The organism is Methanoregula sp. (genome assembly GCA_041645435.1).
Lineage (GTDB): Archaea > Halobacteriota > Methanomicrobia > Methanomicrobiales > Methanospirillaceae > Methanoregula.
In genome coordinates this window covers 131,741-147,109 of the sequence record JBAZQB010000002.1, presented here as the reverse complement: position 1 = coordinate 147,109, position 15,369 = coordinate 131,741, and the positions used below count along the sequence as shown (strand labels likewise).

The 15,369-nt window shown below is 54.9% G+C and carries 13 protein-coding genes; 6 read left to right on the top strand and 7 right to left on the bottom strand.

Going from position 1 to position 15,369, the window contains the following annotated elements:
* Genes WC593_04365 through WC593_04345 form a run of 5 tightly spaced genes read left to right on the top strand, consistent with a single transcriptional unit; the run spans position 1 to position 6,605 of the window.
* On the top strand, positions 1 to 399 hold the full coding sequence (locus WC593_04365) for a DUF1257 domain-containing protein (GenBank protein ID MFA4824373.1): 399 nt from the start codon (positions 1 to 3) through the stop codon (positions 397 to 399).
* 2 nt (positions 400 to 401) lie between these two features.
* Positions 402 to 1,961 (top strand): AAA family ATPase, encoded by a 1,560-nt coding sequence (locus WC593_04360; GenBank protein MFA4824372.1) that lies wholly within the window; start codon positions 402 to 404, stop codon positions 1,959 to 1,961.
* A gap of 5 nt (positions 1,962 to 1,966) precedes the next feature.
* A complete protein-coding gene (locus tag WC593_04355; protein ID MFA4824371.1) occupies positions 1,967 to 4,768 on the top strand; it encodes a WD40 repeat domain-containing protein in 2,802 nt (933 codons plus the stop codon).
* Between the two features lie 5 nt (positions 4,769 to 4,773).
* Positions 4,774 to 6,387, top strand: coding sequence for an Hsp70 family protein (locus WC593_04350; GenBank protein MFA4824370.1), 1,614 nt, complete (start codon positions 4,774 to 4,776; stop codon positions 6,385 to 6,387).
* Positions 6,388 to 6,401: 14 nt separating this feature from the next.
* Complete coding sequence (locus WC593_04345) at positions 6,402 to 6,605, top strand: DUF2997 domain-containing protein (GenBank protein MFA4824369.1); 204 nt, start codon at positions 6,402 to 6,404, stop codon at positions 6,603 to 6,605.
* A 49-nt stretch (positions 6,606 to 6,654) separates the two neighbouring features.
* Here WC593_04345 and WC593_04340 read toward each other — a convergent pair whose 3' ends face one another.
* From WC593_04340 to WC593_04325, 4 genes are all read right to left on the bottom strand, one after another.
* A complete protein-coding gene (locus tag WC593_04340) occupies positions 6,655 to 7,695 on the bottom strand; it encodes a CAP domain-containing protein (protein ID MFA4824368.1) in 1,041 nt (346 codons plus the stop codon).
* A 45-nt stretch (positions 7,696 to 7,740) separates the two neighbouring features.
* Positions 7,741 to 8,580, bottom strand: a complete 840-nt coding sequence (locus WC593_04335) for a deoxyribonuclease IV (GenBank protein MFA4824367.1) — start codon at positions 8,578 to 8,580, stop codon at positions 7,741 to 7,743.
* 122 nt (positions 8,581 to 8,702) lie between these two features.
* The gene (locus tag WC593_04330; GenBank protein ID MFA4824366.1) at positions 8,703 to 9,224 is read right to left on the bottom strand and encodes a hypothetical protein; all 522 of its coding nucleotides are present in this window, start codon (positions 9,222 to 9,224) and stop codon (positions 8,703 to 8,705) included.
* 118 nt (positions 9,225 to 9,342) lie between these two features.
* On the bottom strand, positions 9,343 to 10,218 hold the full coding sequence (locus WC593_04325) for a hypothetical protein (protein MFA4824365.1): 876 nt from the start codon (positions 10,216 to 10,218) through the stop codon (positions 9,343 to 9,345).
* Positions 10,219 to 10,319: 101 nt separating this feature from the next.
* Here WC593_04325 and WC593_04320 point away from each other — a divergent pair, with 101 nt between their 5' ends.
* The gene (locus WC593_04320; protein MFA4824364.1) at positions 10,320 to 11,063 is read left to right on the top strand and encodes a ribonuclease Z; all 744 of its coding nucleotides are present in this window, start codon (positions 10,320 to 10,322) and stop codon (positions 11,061 to 11,063) included.
* Between the two features lie 212 nt (positions 11,064 to 11,275).
* Here the strand turns inward: WC593_04320 and WC593_04315 are convergent, their stop codons facing one another.
* The 3 genes from WC593_04315 to WC593_04305 form a co-directional block, all read right to left on the bottom strand.
* Complete coding sequence (locus WC593_04315) at positions 11,276 to 11,848, bottom strand: flavodoxin family protein (protein MFA4824363.1); 573 nt, start codon at positions 11,846 to 11,848, stop codon at positions 11,276 to 11,278.
* A gap of 83 nt (positions 11,849 to 11,931) precedes the next feature.
* Positions 11,932 to 13,518 carry a transporter substrate-binding domain-containing protein gene (locus WC593_04310; GenBank protein ID MFA4824362.1) on the bottom strand — a complete coding sequence of 529 codons (1,587 nt, stop codon included), beginning with the start codon at positions 13,516 to 13,518 and terminating at the stop codon, positions 11,932 to 11,934.
* A 186-nt stretch (positions 13,519 to 13,704) separates the two neighbouring features.
* A complete protein-coding gene (locus tag WC593_04305) occupies positions 13,705 to 15,354 on the bottom strand; it encodes a transporter substrate-binding domain-containing protein (protein ID MFA4824361.1) in 1,650 nt (549 codons plus the stop codon).
* Between the last annotated feature and the right edge of the window lie 15 nt (positions 15,355 to 15,369).

Genomic DNA, 15,369 nt, shown 5'->3' with positions numbered 1-15,369 from the left:
ATGTCACACTTCAGCCGCATCCGCACCCAGTTCCGTCACCGGGAAGCCCTGATCCAGTGCCTCGAGGAACTGGGCCACACGGTCGAGACCGATACAACAATTAAAGGATACCACGGGCAGCACACCGTGGATATCGCCGCGAAACAATCCGATGGCTATGGCGTCGGTTTTGTGAAGAACGGCGATGGCACCTATGATATGGTTGCCGACTGGTGGGGAGTGTCCGGCACCGGCCAGAAAAAAATCGCTGAAGACTTGAAACAGCAGGCAGAGACGATCCAGAAGGAGTACGCGAGAAAAATGATACTGGAGCAGACGGCAAAAGACGGGTTTGAGGTAGTTTCGCAGACCGATGAAGCGGACGGGACCGTGCGGATTGTCGTGCGGAGGTGGACGTAAGCATGCAGCACAAGGAGCCGGATTTCGCACGAAAACTGAATGTCTCCCTGCGTGCCCGGGTCACGTTAATCGTGGTGATGACGCCGGAGGAAGAGCGGGTGGTTGCGCAGGTAAAAGAGGTCTGCGAGAAATGGGAGCCCCCGCGCCAGTGCATAGCCTGGGACAGCGTGGACGGGTTCTCCGTTGTCTGCGGGAATTCCGGCTTTCTTGCCCAGTCCCGTGATCCGCTCACGGCACTTGACGACATGGCCAAGACCGACGAGAATGCGGTGATCCTGCTCAAGGACTTCCACGAGTACTGGAATAATCCCCAGGTGAAGCGCAAGATCCGCAACTATTCCCAGAAGTTCAAGTACAGCCGGAGGACGATGGTGTTCGTCACTCCCGTCCAGCGGGTGCCCGAAGAGATCCGGGACGAAGCCGTGCTCATCCACTTCCCCCCGCCCGGAACTCCCGAACTCTCAAAAGAACTCGACAGCCTTCTTGCCACGAGCGGGATTACCAGTTCACTCTCGGAAGCGGGCCGGGAGAAACTGATCCAGGCCGCGCTCGGCATGACGCTCAACCAGGCCCGACGTTCATTTTCCCGGGCAATTGTCACCCACGGCACGCTCGATGACTGCGATATCGATGCCATCATCGCCGACAAGAAAGATGTCCTGAGCCAGTCGGATGCACTGGAATTCTACAGCCTGACAGAAAATCCCGATAATGTCGGGGGTCTTGCCCAGCTCAAGGACTGGCTTAGGCTGCGGGAGCGGGCATTTACGCAGGAAGCACGGGACTACGGCCTTCCGGCCCCCAAGGGAATCGCCCTTATCGGTATCCCCGGTACGGGTAAGAGCCTGACCGCAAAGATGATCGCCGATCTCTGGCACCTGCCCCTGCTCAGGCTTGACGTGGGCGCCCTGTTCGGCAGCCTTGTCGGGGAGTCCGAGGAGAGGACACGCCGGGCCCTCTCCCTTGCCGAAACGATTGCTCCCTGCATCCTCTGGATAGACGAGATCGAAAAGGCGTTTGCGTTCGGGAGCGGCGATGCCGGTACCAGCCAGCGGGTGTTTGCCCACCTGCTCACGTGGATGCAGGACAAGACGGCTCCCTGTTTTGTGGTGGCAACGGCCAACAACATTGCCGCCTTACCCCCCGAACTCCTGCGCAAGGGACGGTTCGACGAGATCTTCTTCCTCGACCTCCCCAATACCGAGGAGCGCCGCGAGATCTTTTCCGTGCACTTAAAAAAGCGCAAGTGCCTGCCTGCCGAGTTTTCCTTAGATGTGCTCGCAAAGGAGAGCGAAGGATACGTGGGTGCCGAGATCGAGCAGACGGTGATCGATGCGATGTACTTAGCGTTCAATGAAAATATGCGCCGGGTCACCACCGAAGATATCCTTGGCTGCATGAAGACACAGGTGCCGCTGGCAATTTCCCAGCGCGAGACCGTTGCCGCGCTGCGGGCCTGGCTTGCCGAAGGGCGGGCGATCTCCGCATCACGGGCAGCGCCGGCACGGGTACATGCCGGGCGGACGATCGCGCTCGAAACCTTTGAACGTATCCCCACGTGAGCGGCATGAAGATTCCCGTTTCTGCTCCCCTCATAGGTCCCTGGCTGTACCGGCGTTCGGTTAAGGAGATCGCAGAGCGGGCACAACAGGGTGATGGGGCAGCTGTGCGGAGCCTTGCCGGCATGTTTTGCACATGCCGTGATGAGAGCGTGCGGACTATTGCCCGTACTGCTCTCTGCTCTCTCGACTCAGTACCTGCTATCGATACGCTCTGCACAGAAGCACTGGAGCGGGACGATGCCGCATTGTACAGCATCGCAACCGGGAGAAATTACCTGCCATCGGATCCCGGAACGCAGGCGCTCTTCCTCTTTGTCACCGGCCAACAGGAACGATATGCCCGGATGGACAATCAGCCCCATCGTCCGCTTCTTGCTTCTGCCTATACCCAGGCAACGAACCGGGTCAGGTTTCACACCCGCAGCGAGGCCAAAAAGAGCGGGCAACTCCCGGTTCTTGCTGCTGCACTCAGGGGAGCCGGACAGAACGGGAATGCCACGGCATGGCCTGAGGAGGATTGGAAGATCGTATTTGACGACCTGATCCAGGAACGGGAGTGGAAGGAACTCTGGCCGCTGGTCGTTCAGGCACCCGTGCACCGGGCGATAGCAGCCATCACTGCAATGAACGCAGCAGGGTGGAGACCTGACGGGGATGACCGGGCACTCTGGGATGATATCACGAGTACCGTGCCAAAGGAATGGGCATCGCCTGTACCGGAGGATGCAACACCCGCTCTCGTGCGGAGTCCTGACAGCCAGCCCCTGCGCCTTGTTTTTTCAGGAGACGGGACCCTGTTTGCGGCCGGATGTGCTGACGGGACCGTCTGTCTCTGGAATACGAAAACGGGGACGCCCGTCTTCCGGCTCCTTTCAGGGCTCGGCACCATCAGCGGGATTGCCATTTCGCCGGACAATTCCCGCCTGCTCTGCGCGGGAACCGATGGAACGCTCCAGTGCCGGGATACGGGTGCGGGCACCCTGCTCTGGTCAGTTGCATCGGGAAAACGGACACCGGTGCAGTTTGCCTGTTCCCATGACGGGATTTTTGTAATCCTCATCAGCGCCCGGGGGAACATGCGGATCGTCAATATGGCTGACGGGCAGGTACAGGCACTTTCCGGGGGGCATGAAGCAGCGGTAACCTGCTGTACACTCTCCCCCCATGACTGGTTCTGTGCCGTGGGTTATGCTGACGGGGCAGTTGGGTGCTGGGATCTGCAGGGAAAAAAATACCTGCCAACGCTGGAAGGTCTGGGCGATCCGGTCAGTTCACTCACTTTTTGTAAGAGCGATGAAGAGATTCTTGTTATCTATAACCAGAACCGGCCGGTCCGGTGGCACAGGGGATCCGGGGTGCGAACCAGAACCTATACCGGCAATACGGGCCCGCTGATCTGTTGTTCCCTGACGCAGGATGGAAGCTCGTTTGCGATTGCGGGGGATGACCATATGCTCCGGTTCTGGCAGGCAGGAAACGCCGATCCCGTTTCTGAGATTCCGCTCTATAAACGCCCCCTTGCCTCCTGTGCAGTATCTTCAGACGGGATGAAATTTGCTGCCGGCTGTACTGATGGCACGTTCCGCGTCTATGCCATGAACGGGGGAACGGTCCTCTCCGGGAAAAAAGCGCACAAGCAGGCAATAACGTCTATTGTCCTCTCCTCTCCTGCAAACCAGATCGCAACTGCCGGCGGGGATGGCACGATGAAACTCTGGAATACCACCACAGGTGAACTGGTCCGCACACTCCTGCGACCGGCCGGGGGGGTGACCACCATTACGGCCACACCCGATGGTTCGATAATCTTTGCCGGATATGAAGAGGGAACGGCCAGGCAGATTTCGTGCGAAGCGGGGGCATTGAACCGGATGCTCGATATGTACACGACCACGATCCGGGCGATTGCCCTTAATCCTGATGGCACCCTGCTGGCCTGCGCCGGCGGAGATACCACGCTGCGGGTATGGAATAATGTAACCGGCGGGCTTGTCACCGGCATCGAAGGATTGACCACATCCCAGCACTGCCTCGCATTTTCACCGGACGGAACGATGCTGATCTCCGGAGGCTGGGACGGGAAGGTGCGCCTCTGGAGTATGCCGGGCGGGAGCCTGGTAAAAACACTCACCGGCCACACCAGTAACATCACCGCCCTCGCGATCACACCGGATAACACCCTGCTCGCCACCGGCAGCAATGACCGGAGTGTCCGGCTCTGGACACTTGGCAATGGCGCGTGTATTTCTGTACGGGAAGAGTCCCGCAGCGAGGTGAGCGCACTGGCAATGTCTCCGGATGGAGCGCTGCTCGCATTTGCGAGTGCAGATGCGGTGATCCATCTCTGCCACCTGCCGGATGGACGGCCGGCCCCTGCAATTCCCGCACTCCCGGGAAAGATCACTGCGCTCGCGTTTGCGGATAACGGGCGGGTACTGGTGGCCGGCCTTGATTCGGGGACTGTAGCGTTCTTCTCGTGTACTGGACGACACCTGCTGCGGTCGATACCTGCTCATACCGCGGCTGTAACGGGGATTGCGGTTCTTCCCGGTGAGGAGTCGGTGCTCACCAGCAGTCTTGACGGACTAATGCGGCGCTTGAACCTGCCCTGGACCCGCCCCCTTTTTACAACAACGCTCGAAGATATCCCGCTTGTTGCCCGGCATAAACGCACCTGCTCCCAAACGGAGGCACAGGCCCAGTGGGCATTTCTCCACGATATGCTGGCGGCGAGATTTGCCAGCGATATCGAACTCTGTACAGCCGTCGATGACGAGAGAATGTATGACATCCAGATTGTCGGGTGACGGGTATGCAAAATAACCACCTGGCGGGAACCGGAAGGCAGCATCTGGGCGTGGATTTTGGCACTGACAGTACGGTTGTTGCCCTGCGGGAGGAAAACGGCACGATACGGCTCCACGATCCCGCCGGCGGGTCCCATCCTTTTCCGGTTGCAGGGACGGACGATCTCGTCCCCCGGATTCCGTCACAGATCCAGTACAGCGATAACGGCACCCGGTACATCGGGGCTGCAACGCTGCCGGAAGGTATGATTCCTGCCGGGGTGGCACGCTGGTTACGCCACTACATTCTCGAGAACAGCACGGTGCAGGTACCCGCAGGGAACGGGAGGATGACGGGATACCGGATTGCAGGCACCGATTTCCTCACCGCACTCCTCACCCATTTACCCCGTAACAGCACGGGCACGAATGAAGTGGTCTTCTCCGTCCCGCTTGACGCTCCCGAACCGTATTCCGCGTGGCTCTGCGCAGTGGCAACTGCCGCCGGGTTCAGCGTCCCGTTCGTGATCGATGAGGCATGTGCCGCTGTACAGGGATATGGCCTGCCCCTTTTACCGGGATCACTCTTCCTCTTGATCGATTTCCACCCGGACGGGATCGATATCGCGATTGTCACACCCTCAGAATTCTCGCAGGAGGCAGGAGGCCTCTTTTCCCGGGTACTCGGAAAGGCGCACACTGATACGGGGGGAGCCGTGATCGATACCTGGATAGTGCAGGATCTTCTTGCCCGCAACCGGCTGCATGAAACCGATCCCCGGGCAGCCCGGCTGCTCCCCATGATCCGTAACGAAGTGCGGCGGGCACGGACAGCATTGGTGCTGAACGTGGAAGCGGAGGTTCAGGTTACCGACCCGGTTTCCGGATTTTCTCTCACCACACCGGTCAGCAGGGCAGACCTCGGCCGGATTCTTGAGGAACGGGGACTGTTTACCGTCATTCAAGGGGCACTTGACCGGGCGCTGTCCGCTGCCGGTATCCGCAGGCATGAAGAGGAGCGGATCACGGCTGTGCTGATGGTAGGGGAAGGCAGTGCCATTTCCTGTGTGCAGGACGCGGTCAGACAGCGGTGGGGACCAAAAGTTCACAGCGATCATCCGGTGGATGCAATTGCGCGTGGCGCTGCTGCGGCGAATCCCGAAACTCCTGAACCCAACCGGATCAGGAACGATTATGCCATTCGTCACTGGGATCCTGTTGCCCGCGAATACCGGTACCGGTTTATTGTCAGAAACGGCGCCCGCTATCCCAGTGCCGGACAGGTTGCCCGGTTCATCATCAGCGGAGCCTATGACGGGCAGGCATACCTGGGCATCCCGCTCTGCGAGATCAGCACCGCAGACCACGACCTGCACAGCCATATAGAACTGGTCTCAAACATCAAAGGAGAACTGCAGATCGCCGGGCCTGCTCCTGATGCACTACCGGCGAAGTGCCCGGTGCTGGTCAATGAGCAGGAGCCGACCCTGCTCCATGCATCGCCGCCGGCACAGAAAGGCGAACCACGCTTTGAACTCACGTTTTTACTTGACCGCCAGGGATACCTGTGCCTTACCGCACGAGACCTGCTGACCGGTCTGATCGTAAAACGGGATGCACAGGTATTCAGGCTGAATTAAGAGAGGAGAGAGAAATGACCATGCAGGAACTGGAAATTACGATTGACAACGAGGGCAGGGTACTGGTCCATGTCAAAGGGGTAAAAGGAGAGGAGTGTCTCGCGCTGACTAAAGATCTTGAGAATGTGGTGGGGGAGGTGCAGGAACGGTTCTATTCTTCGGATTACTACGAGCAGCCGGTTGAAGTTTCCCAGTACCAGAAAGCCGGCCTGCGATAATCATCTTCGGTAAAAGATCTTTTTTATTAAAAAGGGGGGGGTCTGCTGATCAACAGAAATTCTCGGTGATGTAAATCTTGTCATCTGACGAAAATGCTACACCGATTCCTTCCCGGAACAGATGTTCCGTCAGGATATTCTCACGGTGCCCGGGGCTGTTCATCCATCCATCGACAGTCCGCTCAGCAATCTCATCCATCGGGCTCCAGTTATATGACGTGATCACCCCGTTGGTGGTCAGGTAGGAACTGTACCTGTATCCCATGAAAAGATTTTCAGAGATTCCTTCGTAGGTATAAGTACCCATGTCCCGTATACAGGGATACCCGGCCGCATTCCCCCGCGCCCGGGCATTTTTCCCTTCCGGGTTTTCATGCTCGAAGAAGTTCCGGGTCGCCATATCCCAGCTGTGCCCCCGTGCAATATCCGCAAGGAACGAATCATAGGAAAGAGTGGAGAGTCCGTTCTGCTGACGCTGGACATTGATGAGCTCATGTACCCGCCCCTCAAGTGCAGCAGGATCGATATAAGTCGCTCCCGGGGTGCTGCTGGTGTAAGAGCTTGATGGAGGCTGAGGGGGGACTTGCGTGACTGCCAGCGTAATGATAGTTGTCGTTTCAGGTGTAGGTACCGGCGTTGGCACGGTCGTCGTGGGTTTGGGGGTTGAAGTCTGCGTGAGCGTTGGCAGAGAAGTTGGGGGAACCGTGGTCGGTGGAGTGGTTGGGATGGTAGTCGTGACGGGGGTTGAAATCTTCGTAGCCACGGCAGTGACCGTAGCGCCGGTCGTGGGAACCGTCGTCATTCCGGAAAGGGGCGTGCCAGACGGGGATTGCCTGAGGGCGGAACTAGTCCCGTCACCGGCTATTCCTGCCGAAGGGGTGCCCTGCACGAGGTGCGGGAAGAGGAGCACTGCTGCGGCACCAAGGACAAGGATACCGGCGATCACTACAATCCAGACCGGCATACGCAAACCGGTAACAGGACCTGGTGCAGGAGCCGGGTCCGGAAGCGGTGACCCACAGGAGGTGCAGAACTTCTGGACCTGGAACTCCTGTACTGCGCCGCACTTTGGACAGAATCTCCTTGCCATGATTATATGAGCATGGTTACCGGACAGGAAAAAAGGTATCGGGATTTAACGGGCAAGAGTACGGACTGCCTCTATGTTCCCGCGATCATCCCGCCGATCGTCGACAGGGGTCTCGCAGACCAGGGGCAAATCCCTAAAGGCCGGATGGTGTAAGATACAACGGAACCCGTCTTCTCCGATAAACCCCATACCGATGTGCTCGTGCCGGTCAAGGCCGCTGTTCCGGTCGGCTTTCGTGTCGTTCAGGTGCACGACTTTGAGGTTCTTGATACCAAGAAGTTCATCGAACTGCGCAACGGTATCTGCGATTCCCTCATCGGTCCTCAGCTCATAGCCGGCAGCAAACGCGTGGCAGGTGTCAAAGCAGATGCCTACCCGTCCGGGGGTGTCAATGCCGTCCATGATCCCCCGGATATGCTCGAAACTGCTCCCGACGCTGTTCTTCTCTCCCGCAGTGTTCTCAAGGAGCAGCTTGACCGTATTATCGGATTTGGAAAGTGAGACATTGATCGCTTTTATCACCCGGGCCCTGCCACCGGCAATCCCGTCACCGAGATGGTGGCCAAGGTGGGTGACAAGATAGGGGATACCCAGGTTTCCGCACCGGTCAAGTTCTTCGGTAAGTGCGATTATGGATTTTTCATAGATATCCGGTTTCGGGGAGGCAAGGTTCGGGAGATAGGGCATGTGATCGACCGGGAGGATGCCGGTGGTTTTGATCTTTGCCCGGTACAGAGCGCAATCAGCCTCTGACAGGGGTTTGAATCCCCAGCCCCGCGGGTTTCTTGAGAACTGCTGGAAGACATCGCAGCCGGCATCCTTTGCCCGGTCTACCGCGAGATCGAGCGAGCCTGCAATCGAAACATGGACACCAACACGTACCATAGCACACCGTTTTTTGTATGCATTCTGGTTCGGGGCGTATCTATGATAAGGTTGTGATCGTACCGGGCCGGGGGATGTAAAAGATAAGGAAAAATGAATCGGTTTGTGCCGGTATTGCCGGATTATTTCAGGATCTGTCGTGCAACAAATCCGATTGCCAAAAGTACTGCAAATACTCCCGCCGGGGATTTGGCAGGAGCCGTCGTTGCGGAGGCGGTACTATCCGGTGTACCTGAAGCGGGGGTCCCGCTCAGGGTGAGCGTGCCTGACCGTGAACCAAAAAGGCTGCACTGCGCATCCACGTTTATCACGCCACCGGTTCCTTTGAGCTGCGGGAGATTGTACCGGTAGGTGACCGATGACCGGTCCGGCTGGCTGGTATAGGACTTGTCAACGAGCACGGTATCTCCCTGTGTTACCGTTACCTGTTTCACATAATGCGTGGTGGGATCGTCAACCGGGTGGGTGATCGTGATAACAAGATCCCCGGAGTTCTGATCATAAATCATGACTGCATCCGCAGGGGGATTGGCAAGGGCGCCGCCGCTCAGCACAGCAAGGCTGAGCAGAGCGATGACAAATGCCCGTACCAGTAAGGAACCGTGCCGGAACTGTGCAGGCAACGAATGGGTCCTATCCTGCATGATTGTCTGCCTCCACGATTCCGTCAGAGATGATGGGAAAGACTGCCATGCATGATACTCGGCAGGCCTCCCTATATTATTTTGTATCATACCGGGCGAATCCGGTGCTAAAAAAGGATTATTCCTTCTTCATAAAAAGGTAGAGTCCCGCAAGCCCGACCGCACCAATTACCGTGAGCGGCAGCATGCCGGATTTCGTAGTAGGAATTGGAGTGGAAGCGATTGGGGTCTGCGGTGTCAGCGCCTCATCCGGGCGGGTTGTGGTTGCCGTGCGGATATTGGTCTGCGCTGCACTGATGGGTGGTACGACCTTGACTACGTAAACAGAAATCGCCTGGGGCCCGGGCATACCCGATTTGCCCGGGCAGGTGCTGGACGATGCTTCTCCACTGACAAACGAAACTGCCACGCTTGAACCGTCGTTCCTGCCATTATAGGTAAAGGAATCACCGGGCTTGAGTATCTTTGCAGAGACTTCCATACCCTCGCTCTTCACCCTGACATTTGCTGCCGTGGCAGTACAGACCGTGCCCAGGCAGGCAGAGCAGTCAGGAATAGTAACTGCATCCAACGCGTAATTGCCGATGAGCGGCGTGGGGATCGTGCCCATATCTCCGACAATATCGGTCACCATCTCTTCGTTGGGACGTGAACCGAACAGTTTTGCCAGGGTTATCCAGTTCTGTCCTGCGCCACCAAGGCTGGTCGCAACAACCGGATCACCGGTTTTAAAGACAGAAAACGCAGACACATCCGGTACTGTCCCGGTAAGAACCTCAACGCTCATCGGGATGAAGGTACAGACCGGTGCACCACTTGCGGGATAGCTGCACCCGTATTTCAGGGGGTGTTCGATAGTAATGGTATTCGTGGACTGGCTGAGGGTGGCAATCGTTCCTTTGAGCGTGACTTCCTGTATAGCCGCACCCACCGGCATACAGATGCAGCACAGGAACAGGGCTGCAACAATGATGACAAGACAGGTCTGTTTCATGAACATCAGTTCTCCTTCGTATATCGACCATCGATGTTCAGGAATAAAAAAGGATCATCTGTACCTGAACTATTTTGCCGTTGGACAGCAAACGCACTACTATGCAGGTCACATTCCTCGGCACCAATGGCTGGTTTGATACCCTTGCCGGCAATACGGTCTCCGTGCTTGTCCAGTCAGAGGAGTTCGATATCATCTTCGATGCAGGGAATGGCATAGCAAAAGCGGACCGGTATATCACCCAGAAAAAACCGGTGTACCTGTTCATCAGTCACCTCCATATCGACCACATCGCGGGACTGCACACGCTCGTCAAGTTCAGGTTAAAAGGAGGCCTGCACGTTTTCACCCAGAAAGGGAGTGTAGCGGATCTCAATGCATTTGTCCGGGAACCCTACACGGTGCCGTTCTCCGGTCTTCCCTACAAGGCTGATATCACTGAACTCTCTGAAGGCAGGCATTCCCTGCCGTTTACCATCGAGTGCCGCACGCTCGTTCACCCGGCCCCCTGTTTCGGGTACCGGCTGGAGATTGACGGAAAAGTGATCACGTATTGTACCGATACCGGCATCTGTGACAACGCGATTGCGCTCGGGTATGATACAGATCTCCTCATCACCGAATGCGGGCTCAAACCCGGCGGTAAGAGCCCGGACTGGCCCCATCTCAACCCGGAGGACGCGATCCATATTGCCCGGCAGGCGCACGCAAAGCGGCTCGCCCTCATGCATTTCGGGGCCGAGGTGTACAAGACGGTTGACGAGCGGAAGGCATTGCAGCAGCGGTACGAAAAGGAATGGCCGGGTCTGATTGTTGCTACGGACGACCTGACAATAGACGTGTAATTAAACTGGCTTTGCTGAAACGCAGATAAACGAGACTTCACACACGAACCATTAAAATCACTACATTTTTTTTTTACAAAAAAAGAGCCAACCCACCCCCTTTGGGGGTTGTTCGGCCGCTTCGTCGGGGGCGGCGGCGTTCATCATATAGGGGGGTATGGGGGCATCAGCCCCCATCTGCAATCCACTCAAATAGATGAAACATATAAAAATTATTCCAGTTTTTTTATCAGCCACGCCATGTTGATGCCCAGCGTTCTCATGGTCGTGATCCCTTCATCATCCCCGTTCACATCGCCCGGTGCAAGACCGATACCGATATTCCAGTACGAAGAGCCCGGCACAATCATCTGGTTGATGAAAAAGAAGTGATTGAGGGTATCGAAAGCGTGAATCGCACCCCCCCTGCGCACGGCAATCACTCCTACACCTACCTTCCGCCGGAACATATCCTGGTTGGCTTTTGCCACAAATCCCGCCCGATCAATCAGGGCTTTCATCTCTGAAGAAACATCAGCGAAATACGTCGGGGAAGCAAGGATAATACCATCAGCTTCGAGCATCTTCTCAATACAGTCGTTAATGATGTCCCCTTTCACCGCGCACCGCTGGTCCTGGTTCTCAAAACACTTCATGCATGCGGTGCAGCCCCGGATCTTCTTTCCGGCGAATTGGACAAGTTCGGTTTCAATGCCTGCTTTTTTCAGTTCATCAAACACCGTATCGACAAGAATTGCTGTGTTCCCGTCCTTTCGCGCACTGCCATTGAATGCAACAACTTTCATGAGATCTCCGGTTGTTGGTTTTGTTTTGGACAGTAAAATATGATCGTCAGCAACTCTTGGTAAAAAAATTACAGATCATGGGATTATGAATTACTGCCCATAAACCGGAACGCTCCGTTCGGCACTAGGATCTCGAAGCGGGCGCCTTTGCCTTCGATACCGGTCTCTTTGATCGTGATGCCTGTGATGGACAGGATCTCCCGCGCAAGATAAAGACCCAGTCCAATCTTGCCTTCCATTCTTCGTTCGAAAATCTTTTCTTTAATCTGTTCGGGAATGCCTGCACCATTATCCTCAAAGACCAGCGTGAGTCCCTCCGGGGTTTTTCGGTACCAGAGTGAAATCTCCGTAGCGGTCATCCCGTGGAGGAGGACATTTTCTGCCAGGGAGTAAAAGACATTCTCAAGGAGCGGATCGGCATAGATCTCCAGATTATCCAGCTGGATGTTCCGGCTCAGTTTTGAACTGTCAATGTGCGAAATCCCTATTGCAAAAACCTGGGAGACATCCTGCCACGCCGGGGGTTTTATGCCAAGATCCTGGTATTTCTTCGCAAACTGGAGAGACGCAGAAATCGAATGGATAATTGTCTCCTGTTTATGCCGGTATTCCTGTGTTTTTTCATCCGCAGGCAGCTGTTTTTCAAGTTCCAGGTACCCCGAAAGAGAGAACAATGCATTCCGGATATCGGTAAACGTGATCCGGTTTAACAGGCTCAGCTTCCGCGAAACCCGGTTCAATGCCTCCTCAGCCCGTTTACGCTGGTCCAGCTCTGCATTGAGTTCGGCAGTCCTCAAAGAGACCGTCCTTTTGAGCGTGCGGTTCCAGACCACCAGCAGGACGATAATAAAAATGACGGTGCCGGTAAGGATGACAATAATCCGCAGGTACTCGTTGCTGACTACAGGTGTGCCATACCAGGTGCGGTCGAGGGCTTCATACTCGCTCTTTGGGATCTTGTCAAACCCGGCATTTATGTCATTGAGGAGTGCAGTATTGCCCTTCATCACTGCCCGGTGGAGGGCTCCAGACATAATAGGAGGCGTGTACCTGAACTGGTCCTGGATTCCCTGGTTGTAGAGGTAATAGACACCGCTGGGCTTGTCGAGAATAAACACGACGATCTCACCGGTTTTTGCCGCTTTGACGACCTGTTCATAGCTGTCATATTCCCTGACCGTAACACCTTTTTTCCGGGCATCCTCAACCGTGCTGTCCCCTTTGTGCATCCCGACAACAAAACCGTTCAGCGATTCGAGACTGGATATGCCCGAGACGTTTGCATTAAAAAAAATCACCACATCCACATCGGAATACGGAGGGGTGAAATCGTAGATCTTCGCCCGTTCGTCGGAGTAAAAGACCGTGTCAATGACATCGAACTCCCCGTTTTCCATCCGCTGGATCGCGTCGTCCCACTCAAGACCGGTTATCACTACTCTTCTGCCGGTCTGTTTCTCCCAGAGCCGCCACATATCCACCGAGATACCGGCAAGATTCCCACTGGCATCACGGTACGAGAAAGGCGGATAGTTGTTATCCATGACAACCGTGACAACATTGTCATGTTCGGCCGTTTGGCCGGGCGCAGCAAGCGAAGGAGTGCTTATGAAGATACAAAGCAGGGTAAGCAGGAGAATCAGAAGCGATGTGCGATGATTAAAAAACATAGTTTTTGTTGCCCCCTCTAGCGTGCCCGAAAGTAATGACTAATGCCATTACGATAAAGTGCAATAAATACATTATCCAGCACAGCCGGATAAATTCCCTGTTTGACCTTGTTGGTCTTGTTTTGGACAAAATAATGATTGTTAGCAACTCTTGGTAAAAAAACCGTTAAGCCCGTATTGTGAGGTTCATCCGGTAAACCGGTACGCCCCTTTCGGCACGGAAATCTCGAACCGGGCACCTTTCCCGGATTCGCCGGTCTCATGGATGGTGATGCCGGTAATACCAAGAATTTCCCGGACAAGGAACAGTCCCATACCTTTCCCTGCTCCATATCCCCGTTCAAATATTTGTTCCTTATCCGCATCCGGAATTCCTCTGCCGTTATCCTCAATAAATAACGTGAGATGGTCGGTTGTTTCACGGTAGTAGAGGGAAATCTCTGTTGCCGTCTTGCCATGTTTCGTCACATTCTCGACCAGCTTGAAAAATACGGTCTCTAACAGGGGATCGGCATACAGTTCCAGGTTATCCAGGTTATTCTTCCTCTCAATCTTCGATAGATCCAGGTGGGAGATGGCAACGAGAAATACCTGGTTTGCGTTCTGCCAAAGGGGGGGATTTATCCCCATATCCTGGAAATTCCGGGCAAAGGCGAGCGTACTTGAGATTTTATCAGCCACCTCTTTCTCTCTTTTTAAGTATGCTCCGGCTTTTTCATCCATGGGAAGGTCTTTTTGCAGTTCAATATACCCCTGAAGACTGAAGAGTGCGTTCTGGATATCCTGGAACGTGATGATGTTTAAGAGATTGAGTTTCTTGCGGGCCTGGGTGAGGGCATCCTGGCTCCGGTGGAGCTCGTCGTAATTTTGTTTTAGTTTTTCAGCAGTTGAGGTCATCTCTTCATAGGCAGCAGTAAGTTCCTCTTCTGCCTTTTTGCGCTGTTTCAGCTCTACATCCAGTTCCTGGGTCCGCTGCGCGACTTTTCGTTTCAGGGTGCGGTTCACAACCATTAATACTAACAGGACAAGGAGGATAACCAGCCCGCCGGCAATGATATACTTCAGGTATTCCTGCGACACCAGCGGCGTGCCGTACCACTTTCGATCGATGTCAGCGTGTTCAGAGGGGGTGATCTTACTAAACCCGTCCTCTACTTTTTTTAAGGTTTCACTGTTCCCTTTCTTAACCGCACGGTGAAATGCGCCGGTGTAAAGTGGGGCGGTCTGCTGGAACTGGTCACGGATTCCCGCTTTGTACAGGAAATACATCGCCGGCGGCTTATCCACGCAGAAGACCACCACCCGGCCATCTTTAGCTGCCTGGATAATCTCTTCATAACTGTTAAATTCCAGAATCTCGTCGACCCCGGATTTTTTTAAGACATCAATGGCGTTGTCACCGGATTTCGCTCCAACCACAAAACCCTGTGCGGTTGTGGGGCCGGAAATTCCTGCGATATTTTTGTTGAAAAATATGGGGACATCGATCGTTGCATAGGGCTGGGTAAAATCATAGATTTTGGCACGATCTTCATTGTAAAAAATGGTATCAATAACATCAAACTCCCCTGCTTCCATCCGGTGCAAGGCATCGTCCCAGTTCATGGGATGTAATTCTGCATGAATGCCGGTCTTCTGCTCCCATAACATCCATTCATCGATAAGGATTCCCTGCAGATTTCCTTCATGGTCCAGAAATGAAAACGGGGGATAATTATTATCCAGTACAACGGTGATAACTTCCTGGTTCTGTGAGGCCAGTGCCGGTACAAACAGGATTGAACAGATGAAAAAAAGCAGGACAATCCTGAGAATTGTACGGTAACCGGTGATCATGGTATTGATTCCCCC

Excerpts from the sequence above, each read along its gene's own strand:
- WC593_04305 (MFA4824361.1), bottom strand. The coding sequence starts at position 15,354 with ATGATCACCGGTTACCGTACAATTCTCAGGATTGTCCTGCTTTTTTTC.
- WC593_04340 (MFA4824368.1), bottom strand. The coding sequence starts at position 7,695 with ATGGCAAGGAGATTCTGTCCAAAGTGCGGCGCAGTACAGGAGTTCCAG.
- WC593_04310 (MFA4824362.1), bottom strand. The coding sequence starts at position 13,518 with ATGTTTTTTAATCATCGCACATCGCTTCTGATTCTCCTGCTTACCCTG.
- WC593_04365 (MFA4824373.1), top strand. The coding sequence starts at position 1 with ATGTCACACTTCAGCCGCATCCGCACCCAGTTCCGTCACCGGGAAGCC.
- WC593_04330 (MFA4824366.1), bottom strand. The coding sequence starts at position 9,224 with ATGCAGGATAGGACCCATTCGTTGCCTGCACAGTTCCGGCACGGTTCC.
- WC593_04320 (MFA4824364.1), top strand. The coding sequence starts at position 10,320 with ATGCAGGTCACATTCCTCGGCACCAATGGCTGGTTTGATACCCTTGCC.
- WC593_04335 (MFA4824367.1), bottom strand. The coding sequence starts at position 8,580 with ATGGTACGTGTTGGTGTCCATGTTTCGATTGCAGGCTCGCTCGATCTC.
- WC593_04325 (MFA4824365.1), bottom strand. The coding sequence starts at position 10,218 with ATGAAACAGACCTGTCTTGTCATCATTGTTGCAGCCCTGTTCCTGTGC.
- WC593_04355 (MFA4824371.1), top strand. The coding sequence starts at position 1,967 with ATGAAGATTCCCGTTTCTGCTCCCCTCATAGGTCCCTGGCTGTACCGG.
- WC593_04315 (MFA4824363.1), bottom strand. The coding sequence starts at position 11,848 with ATGAAAGTTGTTGCATTCAATGGCAGTGCGCGAAAGGACGGGAACACA.
- WC593_04360 (MFA4824372.1), top strand. The coding sequence starts at position 402 with ATGCAGCACAAGGAGCCGGATTTCGCACGAAAACTGAATGTCTCCCTG.
- WC593_04345 (MFA4824369.1), top strand. The coding sequence starts at position 6,402 with ATGACCATGCAGGAACTGGAAATTACGATTGACAACGAGGGCAGGGTA.
- WC593_04350 (MFA4824370.1), top strand. The coding sequence starts at position 4,774 with ATGCAAAATAACCACCTGGCGGGAACCGGAAGGCAGCATCTGGGCGTG.